Origin of the sequence: Pseudoalteromonas sp. TB41 (genome assembly GCF_000497975.1) — a bacterium.
Lineage (GTDB): Bacteria > Pseudomonadota > Gammaproteobacteria > Enterobacterales > Alteromonadaceae > Pseudoalteromonas > Pseudoalteromonas tetraodonis.
The window spans coordinates 89,197-114,969 of record NZ_AUTH01000036.1; the positions used below are offsets into that span (position 1 = coordinate 89,197).

Annotated in this window: 22 protein-coding genes; 21 read left to right on the forward strand and 1 reads right to left on the reverse strand. The window is 36.4% G+C overall.

The window, feature by feature from the left end; translation table 11 throughout:
- The first annotated feature begins 128 nt into the window (after positions 1-128).
- The 21 genes from L641_RS0105920 to L641_RS0106020 all read left to right on the forward strand — a co-directional run bounded on the left by L641_RS0105920 (position 129) and on the right by L641_RS0106020 (position 23,932).
- Positions 129-1,358 (forward strand): O-antigen ligase family protein, encoded by a 1,230-nt coding sequence (locus tag L641_RS0105920; protein WP_158000844.1) that lies wholly within the window; start codon positions 129-131, stop codon positions 1,356-1,358.
- Positions 1,355-2,317, forward strand: a complete 963-nt coding sequence (locus L641_RS0105925; RefSeq protein ID WP_024601410.1) for an NAD-dependent epimerase/dehydratase family protein — start codon at positions 1,355-1,357, stop codon at positions 2,315-2,317. Before L641_RS0105920 ends, L641_RS0105925 begins: the two co-directional genes overlap by 4 nt.
- Positions 2,314-3,297, forward strand: a complete 984-nt coding sequence (locus tag L641_RS0105930) for a glycosyltransferase family 2 protein (RefSeq protein WP_024601411.1) — start codon at positions 2,314-2,316, stop codon at positions 3,295-3,297. The genes L641_RS0105925 and L641_RS0105930 overlap by 4 nt, the downstream gene beginning before the upstream one ends.
- On the forward strand, positions 3,294-4,193 hold the full coding sequence (locus L641_RS0105935; RefSeq protein ID WP_024601412.1) for a glycosyltransferase family 2 protein: 900 nt from the start codon (positions 3,294-3,296) through the stop codon (positions 4,191-4,193). Before L641_RS0105930 ends, L641_RS0105935 begins: the two co-directional genes overlap by 4 nt.
- Positions 4,194-4,196: 3 nt before the next feature.
- Positions 4,197-5,021, forward strand: coding sequence for a glycoside hydrolase family 16 protein (locus L641_RS0105940; RefSeq protein WP_024601413.1), 825 nt, complete (start codon positions 4,197-4,199; stop codon positions 5,019-5,021).
- A 32-nt stretch (positions 5,022-5,053) separates the two neighbouring features.
- Positions 5,054-6,007, forward strand: coding sequence for a glycosyltransferase family 2 protein (locus L641_RS0105945; protein WP_024601414.1), 954 nt, complete (start codon positions 5,054-5,056; stop codon positions 6,005-6,007).
- A complete protein-coding gene (locus L641_RS0105950; protein WP_024601415.1) occupies positions 6,007-7,485 on the forward strand; it encodes an oligosaccharide flippase family protein in 1,479 nt (492 codons plus the stop codon). The genes L641_RS0105945 and L641_RS0105950 overlap by 1 nt, the downstream gene beginning before the upstream one ends.
- 1 nt (position 7,486) lies before the next feature.
- Positions 7,487-8,371, forward strand: a complete 885-nt coding sequence (locus L641_RS0105955; protein ID WP_024601416.1) for a polysaccharide pyruvyl transferase family protein — start codon at positions 7,487-7,489, stop codon at positions 8,369-8,371.
- Positions 8,368-9,516, forward strand: a complete 1,149-nt coding sequence (locus L641_RS0105960; protein WP_024601417.1) for a hypothetical protein — start codon at positions 8,368-8,370, stop codon at positions 9,514-9,516. The genes L641_RS0105955 and L641_RS0105960 overlap by 4 nt, the downstream gene beginning before the upstream one ends.
- A complete protein-coding gene (locus L641_RS22610) occupies positions 9,516-10,529 on the forward strand; it encodes a glycosyltransferase family A protein (protein WP_024601418.1) in 1,014 nt (337 codons plus the stop codon). Before L641_RS0105960 ends, L641_RS22610 begins: the two co-directional genes overlap by 1 nt.
- Before the next feature lie 20 nt (positions 10,530-10,549).
- Complete coding sequence (locus L641_RS0105970; RefSeq protein ID WP_024601419.1) at positions 10,550-11,461, forward strand: glycosyltransferase; 912 nt, start codon at positions 10,550-10,552, stop codon at positions 11,459-11,461.
- Positions 11,462-11,478: 17 nt separating this feature from the next.
- Positions 11,479-12,408: a glycosyltransferase family 2 protein gene (locus L641_RS0105975; RefSeq protein WP_024601420.1), complete on the forward strand. Its 930-nt coding sequence runs from the start codon at positions 11,479-11,481 to the stop codon at positions 12,406-12,408.
- A 49-nt stretch (positions 12,409-12,457) separates the two neighbouring features.
- Positions 12,458-13,540, forward strand: coding sequence for an acyltransferase (locus L641_RS0105980; protein WP_051385858.1), 1,083 nt, complete (start codon positions 12,458-12,460; stop codon positions 13,538-13,540).
- 706 nt (positions 13,541-14,246) lie between these two features.
- A complete protein-coding gene (locus L641_RS0105985) occupies positions 14,247-16,448 on the forward strand; it encodes a choice-of-anchor A family protein (protein WP_024601422.1) in 2,202 nt (733 codons plus the stop codon).
- A 109-nt stretch (positions 16,449-16,557) separates the two neighbouring features.
- Positions 16,558-16,956, forward strand: coding sequence for a hypothetical protein (locus tag L641_RS0105990; protein WP_024601423.1), 399 nt, complete (start codon positions 16,558-16,560; stop codon positions 16,954-16,956).
- Between the two features lie 177 nt (positions 16,957-17,133).
- The gene (locus L641_RS0105995; protein WP_024601424.1) at positions 17,134-18,537 is read left to right on the forward strand and encodes an undecaprenyl-phosphate glucose phosphotransferase; all 1,404 of its coding nucleotides are present in this window, start codon (positions 17,134-17,136) and stop codon (positions 18,535-18,537) included.
- Positions 18,521-19,735, forward strand: coding sequence for an outer membrane beta-barrel protein (locus L641_RS0106000; RefSeq protein WP_024601425.1), 1,215 nt, complete (start codon positions 18,521-18,523; stop codon positions 19,733-19,735). Before L641_RS0105995 ends, L641_RS0106000 begins: the two co-directional genes overlap by 17 nt.
- Complete coding sequence (locus L641_RS0106005) at positions 19,732-20,253, forward strand: polysaccharide biosynthesis/export family protein (RefSeq protein ID WP_024601426.1); 522 nt, start codon at positions 19,732-19,734, stop codon at positions 20,251-20,253. The genes L641_RS0106000 and L641_RS0106005 overlap by 4 nt, the downstream gene beginning before the upstream one ends.
- Before the next feature lie 24 nt (positions 20,254-20,277).
- Positions 20,278-22,485, forward strand: a complete 2,208-nt coding sequence (locus L641_RS0106010; protein ID WP_024601427.1) for a polysaccharide biosynthesis tyrosine autokinase — start codon at positions 20,278-20,280, stop codon at positions 22,483-22,485.
- 12 nt (positions 22,486-22,497) lie between these two features.
- Complete coding sequence (locus L641_RS0106015; protein WP_024601428.1) at positions 22,498-23,226, forward strand: CpsB/CapC family capsule biosynthesis tyrosine phosphatase; 729 nt, start codon at positions 22,498-22,500, stop codon at positions 23,224-23,226.
- Positions 23,219-23,932 carry a VpsP family polysaccharide biosynthesis protein gene (locus L641_RS0106020; protein WP_024601429.1) on the forward strand — a complete coding sequence of 238 codons (714 nt, stop codon included), beginning with the start codon at positions 23,219-23,221 and terminating at the stop codon, positions 23,930-23,932. The genes L641_RS0106015 and L641_RS0106020 overlap by 8 nt, the downstream gene beginning before the upstream one ends.
- Before the next feature lie 243 nt (positions 23,933-24,175).
- On the opposite strand, the gene L641_RS0106025 is transcribed toward L641_RS0106020, so the two are convergent.
- Positions 24,176-25,722, reverse strand: a protein-coding gene (locus L641_RS0106025; protein WP_139016074.1) for an IS3 family transposase whose coding sequence is annotated in 2 segments (ribosomal slippage) — positions 24,176-25,242 and positions 25,242-25,722 — 1,548 coding nt in all. Because the reading frame shifts where the segments join, the coding sequence is not laid out codon by codon here.
- Positions 25,723-25,773 lie beyond the last annotated feature (51 nt).

Below are 25,773 nucleotides of genomic sequence, written 5' to 3' on the forward strand. Positions count from 1 at the left end.
CATTCTTGGCAGATGTCGTGCATTTAAATACCACATATTGTGTAATTATTATTGAATACTTTAAATTATTTCAAGTTACATCCGCAGTTATGCTATTGGATAAAGTTATCATATTATGAATGCCAATCATGCTAAAAGTTAGTAAGCAAATAGTCATTAGTATTTTACTGTTCACCTCACTAATGGGTTTATTATTTAATGCTTTGTTTGGCGCTCTTGCTGTATTGTGTTTTTTAATTAGTGGAATCCTTTTTTGTATCCTTTATGAAAACAAATTACTCAATCTGCTTTTTAAAAATTGGCTACTTTTAGCAATACCGCTATTAGCTATCTTATCTAGCGCTTGGTCAGATATTCCACCTTTAACATTACGAGGTGGTATTCAATTATTACTAACAACAGTGTTTGCAATGATAATCACAGCGGTAGTGCGTTTTGATTTGTTTATTAAAACTGCAGGCATCTGTTTTTTTGTAACAATGTTTTTATGTCTTGTATCTGACAGGTACGCATTAAATGGTATGACAGGTGAATTAAGTTTAATTGGTATATTTGAAAGTAAGAACTTTTTATCAATGAATGCCGCTCTAAGTATCTTTGTTGGGGTGGTAATGTATAAAAATCAAAGTATTAGCCGAAAAACAAGAATGTTTGGATCAGCCTTATTAATATTATCATTTTTGGTTCTAATAAAATCCAAAAGCTTAGGCTCTGTAGTAACAACTTCATTAGTTTTAATTGTGGTATTTTTTTATATTTATTATCAAAAAATTCACATGGCAAAATTAGTTAGAAGTAACCTAAATTGGCTTATAGTCTTGAGCTTTTTAGCACTAGTATCTGGTTTAATTGCTATTGGAAATAGTACAACTTTTGATAATTTTATGTATGAGCTTGATAAAGATCCCACACTAACAGGTCGTACATTTATTTGGTCTCGAGGATTAGAAAGTATTTCCGAAAATCCAATTTTAGGTTTAGGTTATCAAAGCGTGTTCTACGAAGGTAACCCATTAGCTGAAGAAATTTGGGAGTATGCACATGTGCCTTCAGGTGCCGGATTTCACTTTCACAATATGTATATCGATATAACGGTAGAAATGGGACTACTAGGTGGTTTTATTTTTATTATGTTACTTGGCAAGTTTATTCGGCTATTAGCGAACAACAAAAAATTAGAATTTGGTAGTAAAGAAGGTTTTGCATTGATGGTGTTTTTATATATGTTTTTGCAAACCTTTTTGGAAGCAGGTTGGTTTTCACAATTTACAATTTCACATTTTTTAACATGTAGTGCATGGATTTACCTAAACCAAACAACTGAATTAAAGTCTATAAAATTAAGGTGGAATGTATGAGTGGCGTTATAGTATTTGGTGGTTCTGGCTTTATTGGCTCACACCTTATTAATAAATTAGTTAAGAGCAATATATCGCCAATAATTTCAGTCGATATAAAACCACCAAAAGTAAATGTTGAAGGTGTTACTTATATAACTGCAGATGTGAGAGATTTAAGTGCATTTTCACTTAATGGCAAAAGTATCAGTACCATTTATAATTTTGCAGCTATACATACAACCCCAGGCCATGAACACCATGAATATTATGAAACTAATATTTTAGGTGCAAATGAGGTAACTAAATTTGCTGAAAATAATGGCATAAATGAAATTATTTTTACTAGTTCTATATCAGTATATGGAGCAGGGGAGAGCAGAAAAACTGAGGCATCATCACCAACACCAGTGTCGTCTTATGGTTACTCTAAAATGATGGCAGAGCAAATTCATAAAGCATGGCATGAGCGTAATAAAAGCTCAAAACTGATCATTGTTAGGCCTGCAGTTGTGTTTGGTCCGGGTGAAGGAGGCAACTTTACCCGCCTTGCTAGCTTGTTAGATAAAGGTTTTTTTATATATCCTGGCAGAAAAGATACTATAAAATCATGTATTTATGTTGATGATTTACTTTATGCAATAGAACACGCCCGAAATAAAAACACTCACTTTGTTTTATTTAATGGTGCGTATACCACTCGCTATACATTAGAGAATATTGTAAATGCTTTTCAAGATCAGCACTTTCCAAATGTAAAAACCATGCTATTTCCTAAAAGTGTAATGTTGGCTGGTGCTTCATTATTAAAAGCAGTGAACTTTCTAGATATCGGTATTCACCCTGAGCGAATTTTAAAACTAATAAACTCGACTGATGTATACCCCCAGTGGCTCGAAGATGAAGGCTTGTTATTTGACAATGGCCTTGAAAATGCACTTGCTAAATGGGCGCATGAAACTAATGGGAGCTTTAAGTGAGTGAATTAAATTTATTAGTGGTAATACCTTGCTTAAACGAAGAAGCACACATAGCTAAATTGTTGCAGCAACTCACTAACGAATCACCTAAACTCATCGTTGTTGCTGATGGTGGAAGCAGCGATAACACAATAGCTATTGTTAATAGCTATTGTAAAAATTATCCAAATATAAAATTAATCAATAACCCGAAAAAAATTCAAAGTGCTGGAATTAATTTAGCTGTAGAAAAATTTGGCAACGGCTTTACTTATTTTGCAAGAGTAGATGCACATGGGGAATATCCGTCAAACTTTTTAAAAACACTCAATGAAGAAGTGTTAGCAGTCAAGGCAGATTCTGTCGTGATAAGCATGGATACAGTCGGAATAAATGGTTTTCAAAAGGCTGCTGCCTGTGCACAAAACTCTAAGTTAGGTAATGGTGGGTCTGCTCATCGCAATGATAGTAATGAGGGTAAGTGGGTTATTCACGGGCACCATGCGCTAATTAAGATTGAAGCATTTAAGAAAGTAGGTGGCTATGATGAGGCATTTATTGCAAACGAAGATGCAGAGCTTGATTTTAGGCTAACTGCTGCAGGGTATAGAATTTGGTTAACTGGGAAAACGAATATGAAATATTTCCCACGGGATTCTTTTAATCGCCTTTTTGTTCAATATTATCGTTATGGTGTAGGGCGTGCGAGTAATGCTTTAAAGCACAAACAAATCCCCAAAATACGACAGTTAATACCCTTATCAGTATTTCCATGCTTGTTAATTTTTTTACTTGCGCCAATTAGCTGGGTATTTACTATTCCCTTTATTGGCTGGCTAAGCGTGTGTTTAGCTTATGGAACGTTGCTCGCTTTAAAGAGCCGCTCATTAACTAATCTTCTATCAGGATTTATTGCAGCTACTATGCATTTTGGTTGGTCAATTGGGTTTTGCAAAAAATTGATTACCAACTCACTTTCTTTAGTTACGGGTAAGTCATGATGGTTGAAATTACAATTGCTATTTGTACATATAAGCGTGTAGAAATAAAAGAAACATTAGCTTCAATAGCTGAACAGGTATTACCTGAAGATATGGAAGTAAGAGTAGTTGTTGCTGACAATGATGTTGAGCCTACTATGCGCAAAGTAATAGAAAAAACAGCAAATAAATTGGGTATTGAACTTACTTACGTTCACGCGCCATCTCGAAATATATCAATAGCTCGAAATGCGTGTTTAAATAATTGTAAAACCCAATGGCTTGCTTTTATTGATGATGATGAAACAGCTTCAAAAACATGGTTATCGGAATTATACAAAACAGCATTAAATGAAAATGCCGACGTTGTTTTAGGCCCAGTAGAATCTGTGTATCCAAATGATGCACCGAATTGGATAGTTAAGTGTGATCTTCATTCAACTACACCTGTATTTGTTGATGGTGTAATTGAAACGGGTTATACCTGCAATACTTTATTAAACTTAGGGTCTGAGCACCTTAAAAATGAGAGGTTTGACCTAGCACTTGGCAAAAGTGGTGGTGAAGACACCGACTACTTTTCAAGGGTGTTCAAAAAAGGGGCTAAGTTAAAATATGCTGAAAAAGCTACTGTTTGTGAACCTGTTCCAACTGGGAGAGCGACTTTAAATTGGTTGGCCAAACGAAGGTTTAGAATGGGGCAGACCTATGCTCCAACCAAGTATACAGCTATTAGTGGTAAATTATTTACAGTTAAATTTATGCTCAAAGCATTTTCAAAATTTGCATTTTGTTTAGTTATGACGATTTTATGGTGTTTATATCCTAGTAAAAGATATAGCTGGTTTTTAAGAGGGTGTTTTCACTTTGGTGTTATGACAAAGTTGACTGGTATGAACAATATTGAGCTGTATTAAATTATGCCTATAAAATTATGTTTTTTTGCCCTTTTCATAATATTTTCAGCCTTTAGTCAAAGTGTACTTGCAAATAAAGGTCGTTTAATTTGGAGTGATGAATTTAGTGTTGCTGGCTTGCCAGATAATAGTAAATGGCATTATGAACAAGGGTACTTAAGAAATGGCGAAGCTCAACGATATGAAAAAGCAAATAGCTCAAATAGCCGAATAGAAAATGGATTTTTAATAATAGAGTCACATTATCAACCTGCTAAAAAACCAGAAAATCTATGGCAGTATTTGTTTGATGAGCAGCCAAAAGATAGCTATACATCGGCAAGCTTAACCACAGAGCACTTACCAGGCTTTGGATACGGTCGAATTGAAGTTAGAGCTAAGCTACCAATGGGGCGTGGTGTCTGGCCTGCAATATGGTTAGTGGGTAGTAATTTTAAACAAGTGGGTTGGCCGATGTGTGGTGAGATTGACATTATGGAGTATGTTGGTTTTGAACCAGATAAGATTCACTCAGCTATCCATACAAATGCGCGAAACCACAGAAAAGGTAACGCTGTTAATACCGCTTTACAAGTTAAAAATCTTGCAGATGAGTTTCATGCATATAGTGTTGAGCGCACAGCTGAACGTATAGATTTTTATGTTGATGACTTACTACATTACAGTTATCACAAAGAGGATACCTCGCCTAAATCTTGGCCATTTGATCAACCAATGTACCTAATTATCAACTTAGCTATTGGTGGCGGCTGGGGTGGAAGGAAAGGAATAGATAACACTATTTTTCCACAGCAGTTTGTAATTGATTACGTAAGAGTTTATCAATAAAAACTTAGTTCTCGCATATTTAAAGGATGAAAATGTCTAATAATCAAAATGTTGCAGTCATTATTGCTGCTTACAATGCAGATAAAACATTAGCGAGAGCAATTGAATCAGTTATTGATGATGAATGTGTTGCGCAAGTAATTGTAGTTGACGACTGCTCAACTGATACAACAATGAGTATTGCAAAACATTATCAAAATTTACATGACAAAGTGTCTGTATACTCTACAGGTACTAATAGTGGCCCCTCCAAAGCAAGAAATATAGCTTTGCAGCATTGCACGAGTGATTGGGTAACCGTGCTTGATTCTGACGACTTTATTGAAGCTGGACGGTACCAAAAGTTGTTAGTAAATAGTGGCGGCTACCAATTGGTTGCTGATGATCAATATAGAGTTATTGAAGGGCAACCTCTTTCAACAAAAACTGAAATGATGGGTAAAAGTTATAATTTTCCACGAGATATCACATTATCTGAGTTTATTGTTTCTAATATCAGTAAAAAAGGAAAAGAACGTCAAGAGCTAGGGTTTATCAAGCCTATAATAAAACGTGATTTCCTTATTAAAAATAAATTAGCCTATCAAGAAAATATGCGCTTGGGTGAAGATTACGAATTATACTGCCGCTGCCTTGCATTGGGTGCTAAATTAAGACTGATTGAAGCTTGCGGCTATGTTGCACTCGTACGTGAAAATTCTTTATCAGGCAATCATAGTTTGCACGACTTAATACAACTGCGTGATTGTGACTATAAAATGGCGTCATCATTACCCGTAACAGTTGAGGAGTCTCAGTTGCTGAGTCAGCATGCAGAAAGTATTAATGTCAAAATTCAATGGATAGAGTTCTATACCTCATTGAAAAACCTAAAAGTAGCTTCTAGTTTAAAAGCGCTGTTTAATTCTTTTTCAGCTTTGGTATATATAACTGAACAATTAAAAGTTGAATTTGTTAAACGTTTTATTAAGAGAACCGCCAATTAATGATCCATTCATCAAAAGGGGTTTTTTGGCTGTTTTTTAGCAAGTTTTTCCCGCCTATTATTAATTTTAGTGTTTTTGCCTATACGGCACGCATCCTTGCTCCTGAAGACTTTGGTTTAGTGGCTATGGCATTAGCAATTATTTTTATCGCCAGTAGCTTTATGCCATCGGGATGGCGTGATGCCATTATTAAATACCAAATTGAAGATACACTTACAATCAGCAGTATCTTTTGGTTAAATTTGGCTGTTTCGCTGCTTTTATCTGCCATTATTGTTGCTTTATCTTTATTGTCATTTTTTGAGTTTCAAAGCCAAACCTTTAATTTAGCCATTACCATATTTTGTTTAAAGCTCATTTTTGATGGGGCTTTTTATACATTAAATACTGTTTTACTAAAGCAGCAGTTATATTCCCTAATTGCGCTGCGTACAATATTTTCAGCGGTTATATCTGCAGTTATTATTATTGCGCTATTGTTATTAGACTTTGGTGTTTGGGCTTTAGTTTGGGCACAAGCTATTTTATCTATCGCTAACTTTTTTGCTGTCTATTTTCCAACTAGAAACTTGGTCACTTTTCAATTTTCACTGGCGAGTATAGTTAAGCTCAACAGCTTCGCTACTTATTCAACGCTTACTAATGGGGTTAGTTCAGCGCTAAATCATTATGAATCAGTGATTATAGGAGGCGTTCTTGGTAAGCGAGAGCTAGGTTTTTATAATGTAGCTAAACGACTTTCCAATATTATTAGTGATATATTTATTGTGACTGTTAACGAGATTAGCCTTCCTCTTTTAGCGAAAAAACAAGAAGAATTAATAGAGTTTCGAAAAGCATTTATGAACTCAGTCTATTTTTCGGTGTTATGTTTATTTCCGCTATTTACCTTTTGTTTTATCAATAGCGAAAAAATATTTTTAATGCTATTTACAGAAAAATGGCTAAATGCAGCGGTGGTGTTTCAAGCTTTTTGTATCATGTTCCCTTTTATTATTTTAGGCATACCACAAAAAAATATCATTGTATTAAGCAACCATGCTAAATGGTGGTTTCAACTGCAAGTTAAGCTTTCGTTAATTATTGTCCCGCTAACTGCCATAAGTGCTTATTGGGGGTTAAATACCTTACTTATAGCACTAATATTCGGTAAGTGTTTGTATTGTGCAGTTTCAATGTGGAAGTCATGCCAGCTGTTATCGCTTAATATAAAAGAGTACATAACCAACTTTATAGTGCCCTTAATTTGTTGTTTTGTCGCGGCAATTACAACTTCACTGATAACTCAGCTTATTCTGCCATCTAAATTTATAATGATAGATATTATTATTTCAGCCACTATCTTTTTTATAACTTATTTAGCTCAGTTGCTTTTATTTGACAGAAAAAAATTAGTTACCATCGGTTTAATATTATTTCCGAATAATAACCAGTTAAACAAGCTTGCTAAAAAACTTAATATCCAGGACTCTCAATAACATGAAACTTACTTTTTATAAAGGCGATACTCCCAACTTTGGTGATGACTTAAATAATATTATGTGGGATGCATTGGTCGCTCCTGGCTTTTTTGATGACAATGACGACGAGCTCTTTTTAGGAATTGGCTCAATATTATGGGATTATTTACCATCAAACTCTAAAAAAATTGTTATGGGTTCTGGATATGGGGGGTATTCTGGTAAACCTAACTTACAAGATGGTAGCTGGGATGTTGCTTTTGTGCGCGGCCCTCGCACGGCTAAAGCACTCAATTTAGACCCTGAATTAGCCATTACCGATGCTGCAATTTTAACTCGATTTATGAACCTACCAGCACAAGCTAAAAAATATAACGTGAGTTTTATGCCTCACTGGGAGAGCATTAATCGAGGTAATTGGAAACAAGTGTGTGAGCAAGCTGGAATAAATTATATAGACCCTACAGATCCCAACGTGTTGACTTCATTACAAGCCATACAGCAAACTGAATTATTAATAACAGAAGCTATGCATGGCGCTATTTTAGCCGATACACTGCGAGTACCTTGGCTAGCATTAGAACCCATCTTTCCACTACACAGAAATAAATGGTTTGATTGGTCCGAATCAATGCGTATCGACCTTAAGTTCAACACTACGCCAAGTTCTTCCATTAAAGACTTATGGTCACATAAAACAGGTAAGCAAGGATTAGGTAAACGCAGTGAGCAGTTAGGTAGTTTATTCAGTTTTACGGATTCTTATTTTATCGACAGAGCAGCTGAGAAGTTATTAATGCTCGCTAAAAATCACGGGCAAATGAGTAAAGATAATACTTTTATTGAGAAGTCTGAGATGGCATTAGAAAAATTATCGCAGTATTGTAAGGTTATAAGTTTATGATTATTCATGCACCAGAAATACAACATGTTGATGCAGAGCAATGTAAAATCTCTTTTGAGCTTGGCGATTCACCTTTTACTGAATCATCGTTAACATATTATGTACCAGTGCAACAGCAGCAATTGTTATCCGAGTCAGTGGATTGTGTATTAATTGCCTTATTAATGCCTTGCATGGCTGCAAACGAGCCTATTATTTTAAATGGCCATTTATCTCGTCGATTATTTACTTGTTTGCCAACCATTCAAGTATTGTTGCGTTCGGTTTATCCTGAGTTAAATATTATCCCAATAACGGCAGAGCGTTTGATTGGGGCTAGCAAAGAAATAAAAAACAATATAATAGCCACTGGCTTCTCTGGAGGGGTCGACTCATTCGCCACAGTAGCTGATATAAAGGCAGAGAACATTGAATACTTTCTATTTAATAATGTTGGTTCACATGGTGGAGCGGGCGAACGATTATTTGAACAACGCTACAAGTTGGTTTCAAAATGCGCCGCACAATTAAAAACACCTTTGCTTAAAGTTAATTCAAATCTAGACCTGTTTTATGATAATGAGTTATTAAACTTTGTTTATAATCATACTCTTAGAAACGTTTCAGTTGCTTTATTATTACAGCAAGGTATAAATCAGTTTTATTATGCATCTGCGTATCATCTTAGTGATTTTCAATTTTATAACAGACCCACAATCGCGCATCTTGACCCAATATTATTACCTTTGTTATCTACAGAAAATATTGTTGTTTTACCTCATGGAACACTTTTAACTCGATTCGATAAAACCAAACTTATTACTAACTTTCCTGATTCATATCAGTATCTAGATGTTTGTGTAGATGAAGAAAGCGAAAAGAATTGCTCACATTGTTATAAGTGTCGGCGAACAATGGCTACCTTAGATATATTAGGTAAAAGGGAGCTTTATAAAGAGGTGTTTGACTTTTCGCTTTACGATAAAAAGAAATTAAATGTTTTTTATGAACTGTATTCAGATAAAGCCCCCATGGCAGTTGAAATAGTAAATTTTGCCAAAAAAAGTAATTATTCAATTCCATTTGGAGCCCTGCTAATGTCAAAAATACCTTCAAAAGTAAAGCCGCTTTATCGTGGTTTGAAACGCTTAAGCGGGAGAGTTTAATGTTTAAGTATAATATTGGAGTGGTGATCCCTTTTTATCAAAGAGAGCAAGGTATACTCGCGAAAGCACTGTTATCAATTGCCACGCAACAGGTTAAAAGTACAGCATTTATCATTGTAATTGTTGATGATGGCTCTCCTATACCTGCAGACAACGAGCTTGCTGCCTTAGAGTTGCCGGAACATTGTCGTATAGAATTAATTAAGCAAAAAAATGCAGGGCCAGCAGTTGCCAGAAACACCGCATTAGATTATCTGCAACAGTGTGGAATCAGTACTGTTGCTTTTTTAGACTCAGATGATGTTTGGAAAGAGCATCACATTTCAGAAGCGTTATCAGCGTTATCATTAGGTGCGGGATTTTATTTTTGTGATCATAGCCGTTTTGATGAAAAAAGTTCTTGGTTTTCTTCATTGGATTGCTTCAAGCATTGGAATGATACGGCTGCCGCATATAATATTGAGTTAAGTGCAGATAAACAGCTAGCTGAGTTATCCGGTGCTAGTTGTTTTAACTTATTTATTAAAGATTATTTAAGCCAAACTTCGTGTATTGTTTATGATTTTAAATCGCAACCTGATGCGCGCTTTGATCCCTCTTTAGTAAGTGCCGGAGAAGACTTTTTTCTCTGGTTGCAATTGGTGAGTAACTGTAAAAAAGTTATTTTTTCATTTAATAAAAACATTCACTGTGGTGAGGGTGTAAACATCTATTTTGATTCGTTTGATTGGGATAAGCTTGCATCATCTTCTCAACAAGGATATCACTTTATTTTGTATAAAAAGATACTATCTACCTTCTCTTTACAAAAAGAGGAATATGATTTTATTAAAGAAAAGACTGAGCTTCATTTAAATCGCTACTCTTTTTTGATGATAAAACATTTAATCTCGCAGGTGGGCTTTAATCGCTGTTTGGCAAAATTCTTATTCAAGAGATTTCCAATAACAATGCTTTTTGTACCATTTCGCTTTATTAGAGCGGCTTTAAACAGAAAAATTCTGCAAAGATAAATTATTAATAGCGAAATATTATGCAAAAAATAATTGTAGCAACCTTAACTACAGGTACAAGGAACACAACGTTTAATGAGTGTTTAAAAAGCTTGCAGACACTCACTAACATTGGTGACTATCAAATAGACATACTGGTTGTAGAAAATAATAAGCAAGCAGATGAGCAGATTCAAAAAATACTTACTAGTTATAACACCAGTGAAAAAAGTGTGAAGTATTTGCTGGAGCCAATAAAAGGGATCCCCCACGCACGAAATGCAGCACTTAACTTTGCGAAACAGGAAGGCTATTCGTATTTAGCATTTATAGACGATGATGCTTTTGCTTCTCCGGATTGGATTAAAACCTTGGTAAAAACGAACGATAGCGCTAATGTTGCCTCAGGCCCACAGTTAGCAATATTTCCTGAAGGGACTAGTTCATTTTATTGTAACGCTACGGTATACCATGAACGTAAATTAGCCGATGGCGCTGAAATAAAATGGGCGGCAACTAATAATGTTTTGATAGATATTAATTTTATGAAGGCCAATAAGCTTGGTTTTAATCCTGCGCTTATTAATGGCGGCGAAGATAAAGAGTTGTTTTTACGGGTTAACCAGTTAGGCGGCAAGCTTGTATGGAGTGAAACGGCTGTTGTTAGCGAATATATCGCGCAAAGTCGCTTATCGATTAAGTGGGCGATGCGTCGAACGTTTAGAATTGGCGCTACCGGCTTTATGATTGAGTCTGCAATTAGAACGCCTTTTGAAAACTATACAACCTGTATAGTGAAAGGCACACTTTATTTAGCGAAAGGCCTGTTTTTTTTACCTTATCATGCCTTATCACCTAAGAGTTCGTTGTTAAATTCTTTATGTGATCTATCTCATGGAGTTGGTTTTTTTTATGGCTTATTTAGTAAAGGCCGAGTTAGTAAGTATACGTAATTTATTTAGGATTAATAATGTCAAACGCTATTGATGTTTCAATTGTAATTGCCGCATGGAATGCACAAGATTTTATTTTAACCGCGATCAATTCTGCTTTGGCACAGAAAGGAGTTTCGGTTGAAGTGTTAGTGGTTGATGATGCATCAAGCGATTCTACATGTGCTGTGGTTGAATCAGTTAAAGATTTACGCGTTAAGTTACTTCGTTCTGAAAAAAATGGCGGTCCAGGTGCTGCTCGTAATATCGGCTTTGCTGCAGCGCAAGGAAAATGGATAGCTGTATTAGATTCAGATGATGCAATGCATGAAAGTAGGTTAACAAATATGTTAAATGCGGCTTCTGAAACCGCTGATGTTCTAATCGATAATTTTTGTGAATTAAATAGTGATGGTGTAATTTCTAAGCCTTTTTATTCAACATCTGACTTACCCTTAGGTGATTTAAGTTTATCGTTTCTCATTAAAACGAATCTCGTATTTTCAAATGTTAAATCAACGGGTTATGTTAAACCTTTGTTTAAAAATGAGTTTGTAAAAGCAAAGGATATTCAATACTGGCCAGAAGTTAGAATTGGGGAAGACTATTATTTTTTAGCAAGTTGCTTAGCAAATGGTGCAAATGCACAGGTACTTGATCAGGCAGGTTATATTTACACTATTCGTGATGGTTCTATATCAAGTAAAATGGAAGTGTCTCATATCACTAAGCTTTTAGATTTTGATAAAAAGTTTATGCATGAGCATACGCTATCAGAAGAAGAATTAAATGCTCAGCAAAGTCGTGAAAAAAACTTAATCTGTGCATACAACTATTTAGTGTTAGTAAGACAAATTAAAACGCGCCAAATACTATCCGCTCTAAAGAATGTGTTTTCAAATCCTTCAAGTGTTTTACTATTGAGCCTACCTATTAAAAAAAGATTATCATCTTTATTTAAATTTTAAAATAAACACATTTAATTTCAAAAATTTCATAAAGGGTTATTTTTCATAAATGCATATGATTACCTGGGTTTCAAATCAACTAGAAATATCTCATGGTGCCAATACACCACTTCGAGCAATGGAGGGTTTACGCGGAATTGCTGTGTTTTTAGTTTTTCTAGTTCATTACAGCTCATTAATATCCCCTTGGCTTTCATACGACACTACATATATTGCTTCATTTATTCATTCAGCAGGGCATATAGGAGTTGACCTATTTTTTGTACTAAGTGGTTTTTTAATATACGGTACGATTATAAATAAGTTGAGCTTTGATGTAATAACGTATGCTAGACGTCGTATTTCAAGGATTTACCCAACGTTTATCTTCGTGTTTTTGATTTATCTTGCCTTATCTTTTATTTTTCCTTCTGAGAGTAAGTTACCTCAAGAATTGAAACTACTTGTAATTTATGTAATACAAAACCTCATGTTATTACCTGGTTTGTTTGATATTGACCCAATTATTGCTGTTGCGTGGTCCTTAAGCTACGAGGTTTTTTACTACATATTTATTCCAATTATTATTTTTGCAACAAATATGAAAAGCTGGAAAAGTAACCACCGTATTAATTTTTGGTTATTAATTACCTTATTTGGTTTTACTTGGTTTTACATTAACGATGGGAATGTACGCTTAATGATGTTTATTTGCGGCATTTTATTGTATGAGTTTAATAAAATTCAAAAAGTAACATCCAGGAAAATGGGTACTATAGCTTTTATAGCTGCAATATTATTTTTTGGCTCAAGAGCGTTAGTAGACATAAATTATAACTTATCGATTGCAGTGATTTATGTGTTATTTTTTATTTTTTGTTTAAATGCTTTTAGTAGTGCTTCGTTTAGTTCAAAGTGGTTGGTTAATAAATGTTTAAGAAAGTTAGGTAACATGAGTTATTCATATTATTTGATTCACGGCTTAACATTAAAATTTTGTTTTTTAGTTTTTAGTGTGTTTTTTGAAAAAAATCCTATTTATGACTTTCTATATTTCTGGTTTTGGATCCCACTTTTTTGTTTGACTTTAATAACGTCGTTTGTGCTTTTTGTAATTATAGAAAAGCCAGTTTCTTTAAAGAAGAATGTTTAATCTTAATCCCTAATCCCTAATCCCTAATCCCAATTTTAATAAATATATACTAACTCTATCACTCTGAGAGGTTACTCTTTGGTGGTAGAGCTTTAATCTCGACAAGATAAAAACCTTTTATATTAACCAATTTAAAGTAACGGCTGACAATAAGTTTTCTAAATTAGTATCTGTCAATTTCTTTAAGTTGAGTTTTTACAAAAATTTTAAGTTTTTGGCATTGGACAACTTACTCACATTTATTTTTATTACTCATGGAACATAACTTTTTAAAATGATAAAGACATTTTAATCGGTAATTTAATGCTCGGTTTTTCTTAACTTAAGTAGTCACCGTTACCTTTCAATCCTCGCGTACATAAAAAGTGCAAATTAATATAAATATAGACAAATTTTTATATGCTTAGTTTTCTTTGGGAGTTGATATACTACTCACCTCTTTTAATTCCGTTTACATAAAATAAACATTTAGCAATGCTTTTTGGTTTGTTTTTCGCTTTTTTGGAGTTTTAGCTCACTCTAAGTCATTGATTTTAGTTTTTGTTCCTTTTTAATGGGCACTTACTTGGTACTTTTGTAGTGTTTTTTGTTCCTTTTGATTTTAATTGTGTATATAATGTTCACCAAGAATTCGATGAATTAACTTTCGTTAAACAAATGACTTAAATTTGGTGCCATCATGCACTTTTCATTTTCGAGGGAAAAAATGACTAACTCACTATTAAAATTTAAAAAATTGAGTGCAGTGATCGCACTTACATTAGCCAGCTCTACAACACTGGCTGCAGATTTAGGCGTTGCCAATAATTTTTCAGCATTTGTTTTTAATGATTTTAAATCAAACTTTGGTCGTGCTGACGGTGCTATCGCCGCAGGTGAAATTGATCTTAAAGGTTACAGCGTGGGTTACACTCGCCCATACAACCCAGAAGAATATTACTTAATTAGTGAATCAACCATCGATTTTAAATATGGTCGCCAATATGTTGGTAGCATGGTAGCCGGTGGCGGTACTGATGTTCACTGGAGTGTTCGTTGGGGTATGGAGTGGGGCTCTAAAATCCTTTCTAACCAAGATGAATCGGCATTACCATTTAACTTTGATGAGCAAGAGCAATATTACAAAGATTTAAGTACACAATTAAGTGAACTGGATGAAACAGGTACAGTGTACCGTAAATGGGGCGGCCTTTATTTACAAGGTGATGGAAGCTCTGATAGACAAGTATTTAATTTAGAAGCTCGTGACTTTGCTAAAGCGCATACTTTTAAAGTATGGGGTATTCCTGCGGATGCCACTTTAGTTTTTAATATTACAGGTGATGATAACGTAGTTGTAAAAGGTAAAAGCTTTGCACGTTTACGTCACCATGCGAGTAAAACCGTGTTCAACTTTACTAATGCACAAAAGCTAGATATTAAAGGCAATCGTTGGCAGGGGGTAATATTAGCTCCTTATGCTGATATCAGAGGTGTATACGGCACGGCAAAAATGCCAATTATTGGCCAAAGTTTTTATGGCTCAATGGCGCTACTAGGTGGCGAGTTTGATGGAGAATTACCAGCTAAAGCTCAACCTATAGCGCCGTTTGAAATGGTACAAAAGTGGCATTGGGATTCAAGCGAATTCATGCCTGAACACACGCAAGTTGCTTCAACTCCTGTTGTTGCTCAACTGAATGATGATAACGGCGATGGCGTTATTAATAACAGTGATGTGGCTGATTTAGTTGTTGTTACATTCAAAAATAATGTCTTCTATAAAAATGGTTTAGTTCGTGCCTTAAGCGGTATTGATGGTACCGAATTATGGACATACGAAAACGGCGGTGTATTCAGTGACCCTCGTAACACGGTAGCTGCAGCCGATTTAGATGGTGATGGCGTTGTTGAAATAGTTTTAAGTGATTTTGCTTCACCTGTAATACAAGTCGTTAACCATTTAGGTGAAGTTAAAAAAGAGTTTGCTAAATCGGGCAAACCACTAGGTTCAGTAACTTTAAGTGATATAAATAATGACGGTGTTGTTGAGATTGTAAACGGAAATAATGTATTCAGTTATGAAACAGGTTTACTTTACAGCACTAATTGGTCTGCTGCTTCAATAGCGTTTGATGCTGATAATAATGGTACTCAAGAGGTGCTCTCAGGTGGTGGTTTGTATGACTCAAATGGTGTGCAACTATGGCAATATGGTGCACCAGGGGGCATGTGGTTTAGTTCAGTTGTTAACTTGGATGATGACTTGGAACCTGAAATAGTTATTAGTAATCCTAGTAATAACACATCTGAAAGTGTTTTTGCGGTACTTGAGCATGATGGTAACGTTAAATGGGAAATAACAAACCCTAATAATTTAGGTGGCGGCGCTCAAGCAGTTTCAAACTTTTTAGGTGCTAATAGTTTAGGGATAGTCTACTCAGGATACAGCTCTGTAGATATGTACAATACCTCGGGTGAAGTTGTATGGTCGTTTGCTAATGGCGATGTATTTAACGGTAAAATGGGTGTCAGCGCCTATGACTTTAATGGCGATGGCATTGATGAAGTTATCGTACAAGATCACCTCAAGGTTAGAGTTTTAAATGGTATTAATGGTGAAGTGTTATCGACTGTTGCAAATTCTACATGGTCACTTTGGGAGTACCCTTTAATTGTAGATTTATCGGGTGATGACAATGCTGAGTTAATTACCGTTTCTAACAACTTTGATAGTCGTTATAGTATAAACAAGGGTGTAACTGTTTATGGTGCTGCTGATACCAGTAAACCGTGGAAAAATGCAACTCGCATTTGGAACCAGCATTCGTACCACCAAACAAATATTAACCAAGATGGCACTGTACCGACAGTAGAGCTACCAAGCTGGTTAAATAATAATACTTATCGCTCTAGTACACTTAAATAAAAGTACTTTTAGCAAATAAAAGGCCAATTAAGTTTTAATTGGCTTTTTATTATTAAATTGTTGTTTAAAATAATTGGCAATTAATAATCACGTAGAATTTGAGGTTTTTTTGTCGAACTTACAGCAAGATCCAGCTATTAGAAGTTTACTAGAACGAATGCCTAAAAACATTCAATCTACTTTTACCGATGAACAGCTAGCGTATTTAAAAATAGCCATTGGTGCTAGGCAGTGGGGTAATCATGCTGTTGATTGCAGAGGCGTAGTTAAGTTTTTTAAATACCGTTACTACTATGTTTTTTTAGCGGGGCTAAACAGGCGTGAATTAAGCGCAAAAGAGCAAAAAGTAGCAAAATTGGCTCAAGCGCTAATTTTAAGCATCGCGGCTATTTTTATTATTTTACTTACATTGCTGGTTTTATATTTGATTAAGTCAGCATTGGGCATTGATATTTTTGATGGATATTCGTTTGGGGTTTGGAGTTGGTTCAAGGGGGTATTTAATTAAAATGTGAGTATTCTTGATACTTAGTGAACAAAGCAAGAGTTAGCTAAAATGTTTAAACATGAATTTTAGTACTTTTGTCGGAATCAGTAATTGAACAAAATTGGCTAATACTATATTATCCTCGTGGATTTTGTGAGGTGCTACTCACACTGAATTAGCTATAAGGAATTAAGCAAAATGACATCTCCAAGGACATTTAAACCTTCAGGTTCCTCTGATGCCAATTTTTACCGATTATTCGACATATTTGCGTTGTTTTTAGCCTTTCAGTGCGCAGCCCTAATTTATAATTTTAAACTCACTCCTATTTATGCTGCTTCAGCACTAACTGTTGCACTTAGTTTTTTATACAGCGCTGAGCTGTTTTCTACTTATCGCTCTTGGCGAGCGGGCAAATTTAGAACAATGGTAATGTGTGCATGGGGTAGTGTTTTAATTGCCTTTGCGTTTTTACTGGTTGTTTCTTTTTTATTTAAGTTTACTGAGTCACTTTCTCGCGTGGGAATAGCTATTTGGTTTACGTTAAGTGTGGCATATTTATTTATTTGGCGCTTAGGGGTTTATTGGTATAAACGTAGTCGCCGTAAGTTAGGACTATCACAACGCAATGTGGCCATTATTGGTGCTACAGAGTCTGCTGCTTATTTACATGCTGAAATTGTAAAACACGACGAGTTAGGGTTTAACTTTAAAGGTTTTTACGACGACAGAAGCCCCGAGCGTTTGTTTGAACAACTCGAACAGCAAGGTGTTGAGGGGCGTATACAAAGTGCAGTAGATGCTGCTCGTAATGGCGAAATAGACATACTTTATATAGCTCTCCCCATGAAAGCGCAAAAACGAATAGCTGATATTTTATTACAGCTAGGTGATACCACCGTCGATGTGCACATAGTACCTGACTTTTTGCTCTCAAATTTAATACATGCTCGCATTGAGCACGTGGGTGATGTTGATACATTAAGCGTGTTTGAAGCGCCGTGTATTGGTGCTCATGAATTTATTAAACGCACAGAAGATATAGTCGTTTCAGCTATTATTGTTACTTTAATTACCCCACTATTATTGACTATTGCTGCCGCCATAAAGCTGACATCAAAAGGGCCTATAATATTTAAGCAAGATCGTTATGGCTTAGATGGCCGCAAAATAAAAGTGTGGAAGTTTCGCTCGATGACCGTGACCGAGAATAGTGATGTAGTGACTCAGGCAACCAAAAACGATGCCCGCATTACTCCACTAGGTGGTTTTTTGCGCCGAACTAGCCTTGACGAACTGCCGCAGTTTATAAATGTTTTAAAAGGCGATATGTCGATTGTTGGCCCAAGGCCTCATGCGGTTGCCCACAACGAAGAATACCGAAAAAAAGTAGAGTTTTATATGTTTAGGCATAAAACCAAACCGGGTATTACCGGTTGGGCACAAATTAACGGCTGGCGCGGCGAAACAGATACTTTAGATAAAATGGCCAAGCGAGTTGAATACGACCTACATTACATTAAACATTGGTCTTTATGGTTTGATGTAAAAATAATTTTTATGACAATTTTTAAGGGATTTAAAAGTGAAAATGCGTACTAATACAATTACCACTTTACTTGTTGCGTTGGGCTTAAGTGCACCTGCATTGGCAGTAGAATTAAAGCCAGGCAGTGTAATGACTAAAGACGGCGCCGAGATTACACCTACGCTACAGCTAGGCGTGAGCAGCAACGACAACTTTTTTATGACGCCGTCTGCCACTCAGTCACGTTTAATATGGAATATAGCGCCGAGTTTAAACGCTTTAATTGAAGATGGCCCAGATAGCTATAAATTTGATATTGCATCAAGCACGTCGTTTCATAATAAAGATACTACCGATAACTTTACTCAAGTAAACTTGGGCGCAGGTGTGCATAAAGAGTTTACTAGCCAACAAAGACTAGATGTGACGGGTAACGCTGACTGGTTATACGAGCAAAGAGGTGCCGGTTTAACTGAAGGTCAAGGCAGCGTTATAGCTGAACCAACACATTACCAACAACAAAACCTGGAAGCTCGCTACGAATACGGTGCACAAAGCTCTAAAGCTCAGGTTGCTTTAACAGCGGGTTATTATAACAAAAATTATCAAAATTTTACCACTATATCGCAGTACCGTGATTACGATAAACCTATGTTATCCATTACTGGATATTACAATACCCAAGCAGGCACGCGTACCTTTTTAGAAGTAAAGCAAGAAAACTACCGTTATGATGTAATTGACTCAAACGGTATTACCCGTGACTCAGACGACATAAAAGTATTATTAGGTATGGAGTGGAAAGCTACAGCCGTTACTTCTGGTTCTTTTAAAGTGGGTTACCAAAATAAAGATTTTGAGTCAAACCTGCGCGATAACTTTAGTGGTTTAAGCTGGGAAGCCGCTGCTGTTTGGAAGCCGCTTTCTTATTCTACGCTGCAACTGGTAACAAAACGCGCGGCAAAAGACCCTTTATTACAAGGTGATTACATTAAAGAGAGTGTTTATGGTGCTACGTGGCAGCATGATTGGAGCGACTATTTAAGCTCTGTAGTAAGCGCTAATTATGTAGAACAGCAATATTCAGGTAACTTAAACCGTAAAGACAAAGTTAAAAATGCTCGCTTAGGCTTAAATTATTTAGCTAGTAATTTTGGTATGGTAACGGGCTATGTTGATTTTATAGATCGTAACTCAACCCAAACTGATATTGAATTTGACCGCGTAATTGTAGGCCTTAACTTTACATTTGCATTAAAGGGAAATGAATGAAGGTTAAAATTTTAACTGGCTTAATGTTATTACTGAGCTTTTGTAGTTTTGCGAACGATTCGCAAAACTACATTTTAGGTGCGGGTGATAAAATAGAAATAAAAGTATTTGGTCAGCCTGATTTAGATGTAACCTCACTGCTTGGTAATAGCGGTGAGATTAATTACCCGTTTTTGGGTAAGGTTAAACTGGTGGGTTTAAGTGTTTCGCAAGTTGAGCAAACAATAAGCAAGGGTTTACAGCCTGATTACTTAGTAAACCCTAATGTATATGCGCAGGTAGTAGATTACAGACCTTTTTATATTCATGGAGAGGTTAAAAAGCCGGGTGGATACCCTTACCAACCAGCTATGACGGTAAACCAAGCTATTGCATTAGCCGGTGGGTTAACCGAGCGTGCCTCAGTTGACAAAATATTTATTTTTAAAGAACAAACCAAACAGCAGCAACAAAAAGGTAGTTTAAACAGCCAAATTGCAGCGGGTGACACCATAAAAATAGAACAGCGCTTGTTTTAAGCAGTTTAAGGCAGTAATTAAAAAATGAATACACACTCTGAAAAACCTAGCAACAACGAGGAAGTTATTAATTTAGGTGCTTATCTTAATGTTATTAAGCAAAGTAAATGGAAAATTTTAGGTTTTGCTATTTTAGTTACATTATTAACTATTATGTTTGCGTTAACGTTAGTACCTAAGTATGTAGCCACAGCCACTTTATTGATTGAGTCGGAGCAAACCAAAGCGGTCAGTTTTGATGAAATTTATGGCTTAGACTCTACTAAAAAAGAGTATTATTTAACCCAGTTTGAAATTATGAAATCGGATAGTATTGCCCGTGAGGTAATTACTAAACTTAATTTAAAAGATCACACAGATTTCATAGGTAAACCATCGCTTACTAGTGAGTTAAAAGGCATGGTCAAACAGTTACTGCCTTTTTTAAACAAAAAAGTAACCTCCGTTATTAGTCAAGAAGAACAGGCTGAACGACAAATGTTAGGTTTACTTGCTGCGTTTAAGTCTCGTTTAAATGTTTCACCTATACGCAATACCCAATTAGTACGCGTAAGTTTCGAGTCGAGCGATCCGAAGTTGGCTGCGTTAGTCGCTAATACTGTGGGTGAGTCTTACATAGAAAGCCAAATGCGCGCTAAAATGGGTATTACCCAACAGGCGTCGAGCTGGTTAAACACGCGTTTATCTGAATTGCGTATACAACTAGATAGCTCTGAAGTGCGATTACAAGCCTATCGAGAAGCACAAAAATTAGTAGATATTGAAGGCATAGCAGGGCTGGTTACCCAAGAGCTTGAACAAATGTCTAAACAGTTAGTTGATGCGCGTGCGGCTAAAAATAACCTTGAAAGCATTAACCGTGTGATTAACGAATATGGTAACGAAAACATAGAGCTACTTGGCAGTATGCCTGAGATTACTTCACACCGTGTAGTGCAAGATGTTAAACGCGAGGTGGTACTCGTTGAGCGTAAAGTCAGTGAGCTTGGCGAGGTTTATGGCCCTAAACATCCTAAAATGATCTCAGCTAAGGCTGAGCTTGCAACCGTAAAATCAAACCTTAATAAGCAAATTAAAGGTTTAATTACCGGTATAGAAAAAGAGCTTAATAGAACTACGCGAACAGTGAATGCGCTTGAGCGTGATTTAGCTAAAATTCGCGCTGAGTATCAAGAGATTACCCGCAAAGAAACACAATATAATCAGTTAAAGCGTGAAGTTGAAACAAACCGTAATATTTTTAATACCTTTTTATCTCGCTCTAAAGAAACTGAAGTGACCAGTGACTTTAGTTCAGCTGCTGCTCGCTTTACTGACCGTGCTTATGCACCAAACCAACCTAGCAAGCCTAACAAAAAGTTAATTGTTATTTTAGCTTTTGTGGCAAGTTTTGGTTTTGCAGTGGTAATGACCTTTGTTTTTGATGCCTTAAATGACACAGTTAAAAACAAAAACGATGTAGAAAATAAACTTGCGCAGCGTATGCTTGGTTTGTTGCCTCACGTTGCAGTTCCTAAAAAGAGCTATTTTCCTATTCATGCTTATTTAGAAGATACTTATCGCCGCTTTGCTGAGTCGGTACGTACATTCCGCACTAGTTTATTGTTAACTCATCTTGACCGAGCGCATCAGGTTATAGCGGTTACCTCTACCTCCCCAGGAGAGGGTAAAACCACCACCTCTGCCAATTTAGCGATGTCGTTGGCACAAATGGGCAAGGTATTACTGATAGATGCCGATTTACGTAAACCAACGTTAGCTAAACGTTTTGATATACCTGTATTTCACCCAGGTTTAAGTAATTTAATGATAGGTACTGAGCAACTAGCTGAGTGTGTACATGTTGATACACAATCGGGTGTCACTATTATGCCAAGCGGGCAAATACCGTCGAATCCACTTGAGCTTTTATCAAACCCACGTTTTGCTGAGTTACTTGGCGAGTTAAAAGCGCAGTACGATCACATTATTGTTGATACACCGCCTACACAGGCAGTAAGTGATGCATTAGTAATTGCGCAAAGTGTTGACTCGGTTGTTTATGTTGTTAAGTCAGACATAACCCGTATTAAACCAATTACAGCTGGCCTTGAGCGTTTATTTGAAGTAAAAGCCCATGTTGCTGGTGTGGTACTTAACAAGGTAGATATGAGTAAGTCTAAAGATGAGCATAGTCATGGTTACTATGATTATTACGATTACTCTCAGCAACCTGAAAAGCCACAAGCGTAACGAAGTTAATTTATGATTGATATTCATACGCATATTTTGCCGGGTATTGATGATGGCGCTAAAGATTTAACTGAATCTTTAGCGCTTTTAAAATTGGCTGAAAACGACGGCATTACTCATATGGTGGCAACGCCACATATACATATGGGTCGCTTTAACAATGCGACTGCTCAAATCAAAAACGATTTAGAGAGTTTAAAGCTAGAGGCACATAAAGAGGGTATTAATGTTAAATTAGCGGCTGCTGCTGAGGTGCGTTTAGACGTAGAACTTATGGCAATGGTGATGGCTAATAAGCTGCCTTTTATTGGTAAAATAGCAGACAAAAATGTGTTGTTATTAGAGTTACCGCATTCACACATGCCACAAGGTTACGATAAGTTTATACAGTGGCTCGCTAAACAAAACACACGCGTTATTATTCCGCACCCTGAGCGTAATCGCGATATTCAGTCAAACCTTTATTATATTCAGCACTTAAAGCAGTTAGGCTGCGACTTTCAATTAACTGCATCGAGTATTGAAGGCGAGTGGGGCGAAAGCGCTCAAGCTATAGCGTTACAAATGCTAAAAGATGGTTTAGTGAACTATGTTGCCTCTGATGCGCATTCAGTAAAGCGCCGACCGCCTATTTTAAGCCAAGCTAAAAATACAGTAGCGCAGTTAATAGGTGAAGAGCAGGCAACAGCGCTTTTTGTAACTAACCCGCTGCAATTAACCGAGAGCTTATTTAATGACTAAATTAAACATGGTCAAGGTAGTGCCTGCTGTTATTTTAGCTCTAATAGTGCTTGTAATTGCATATAGCAGCATGCAAAGTATGCGCGCTAATGCATGGTACTTTCATGCACTTAATATTGTGCAAGAGTCGGATGGTGCTTTATCTGGTTCATCGCTTCAAGCTGCAGAAAATGCGATTACGTTAGCTACGAATATGGATCCCGAGCATCCTCATTATTGGCATTTTTTAGCCCATATCAAATTACTAAGCCTCAGTGGTATAGATAGCACATCAAGTGAGCAATCAGATAAAGTAAAGCAAACATATCAACAAGCTGAGCAGGCGTTATTAAAGTCAGTTGAGCTTAGACAAACTTGGGCACAAACTTGGATGAGCTTAGCGCAAGTTGTAAGTTATCAAGAGGGACCAACAGAGCGGGTATACAATTATATTCAGCAAGCCAAAAAAGTAGGCCCATATAAGTTAGATATTCATTTAGGCATTATTCAAATTGCGTTAATGCACTGGAGTGAACTACCACCTACCTACAAAGCCCTTTATGTGAATGAGCTTAAATTAGCTTCTAAATATGGTTATAAATTTTATGATGTGTTTAGTATGGCTGAGCAAATGAATCGTTTGCCAATAGTGTGTTTATCGCTGCAATTTGGTTCTCATTATGAGGCTATCAGAGGCAGCTGGATGTTTAATAAATACTGTGGTTAAAACACGAGCCACGAGCTTCGAGTAACGGGCCTTGAACCTCGCAGCTCGTCTACTCTGAACTTTAACCTTTTTTGAACCACAGAGAGCACCGAGGCGCTTCGTGCTGCACAGAGAAAAAGCTTCAATTTTGGAAATCTAATAACTAAGAACAGTTCTTTAATCTTTGTCTTTAATTACTTTCTCTGTGTTCTCCTATCCTCTGTGGCGGAGTTTTTCAAGTTAGTTGTCGCATCAAATTAAATTTTATGCCGCCCGCATTGCTTCTTTTTTCTCTGGATTTAAATTTACTTCATTGGTCATTGTCCAATCTCTAGATTTTCCTGACCAACGAATTGGATTCTGCAATTTCGCTATTTCATTTACTCGGTGACGGTTCGCTAGTATCGCTTTATCTAATCCTAAATGACGCTGGTTTGGCGTGACAAATTTAATACCGCTGTGCAAGTGCTCATCGTTGTACCAATCAACAAATCCGTTAACCCACTTCCTTGCACTACCGATGCTTTCAAAGGCTTTTTCAGGGTATTCTGGGCGATACTTTAACGTCTTAAATAGCGATTCAGAATAAGGATTATCATTACTCACTGACGGTCGGCTAAATGAAGGCACAATACCTAACTCCTGCAATGTTGCCAATAACGTTGCCCCTTTCATTGGACTGCCATTATCCGAGTGCAACGTGACTTGATCTGGCTTTACCTGCTCTCGCCTGCAAATATCTACCATTAAATCAGCCGCCAGTGTGCTTAGCTGTGTGTCATGAACCTGCCAACCAACTATTTTTCGACTATAAATATCCATCACTAAATATAAGTATAAAAACTGACCTTTAACCGCTGTTGGCAAATATGTGATATCCCATGTATAAATTTCGTTTACACGTGTTGCCTTGAGCGCTTTTGGTTTTTTTATCTTTTTATTTGGTTTAACTTTTTCTCTGTGTGTTAATAATTTATGTGATTTCATAACACGATAAAACGAGCTTTCTGATGCTATCCACACACCTTTATCTAATAGTTTAGGGACTATCTTGCTGGGTGGTAAATGTCCGTATTCTATTGAATTTACTGTCTTAATAATACGCTGTTGCTCTAATTCAGTTAGCCTGTTAGGTGGTCGCTTTATCGTACTCGTTCGCTTATCTGTCATATCATCAGCTTCAATCCAGCGTTGAATTGTTCTTGCCGTTAGACCAAGTAACTCACATGCTTTTGCTTGCCTTGCCCCTGATTTCTGCGCGTCGGTAATGAGCTTTATCAGTTCATGACGTTCAGTTGAGCTGGTTAATCGTCCTCGTTGAAACCCCAAAGCGCATCCGCTTTTTTTTTGAGTACAAGTAGAGCGGCAGTTTCAGCTAAGGCCTTATCTTTGCGATTCAGTTCTTTTTGCAGTTGCTTTATTTCTTGCTTAAGCTGTTTACTGTCTGACTTTACTGTTTTATTTGAAGGTGGTGTTACTAAATCTTGCTTCCACTGTTTAATATGATGCGGGTAAAGCCCCTTAGCACGGCAATATTCATTAAGAGCTGCTTCATCTAAACTCGCACATTCAATAATGGCATTAAGCCTTTCTTCTAAGCTCCAGTCATGAGGGCGTTTTTCTGTTGTCATGTGACTACCATTATTTTTAGTTTCAAGTTCATGTTTTTTAGCAAGCGTAATCCATCGTTGCAAGGTTGAATAACCGATGCCTAAATCAAACGCAATATCTTCTAGGCGAACATCATCACATTGAGATAATGCTTTTTCAACAGCTTGAACTTTAAATTCTTGTGTAAATCGACGTCTCATTTTATTGCCTCTATTAAAAGTTAGAGGCGACAACTATCCTGACACAGGGGG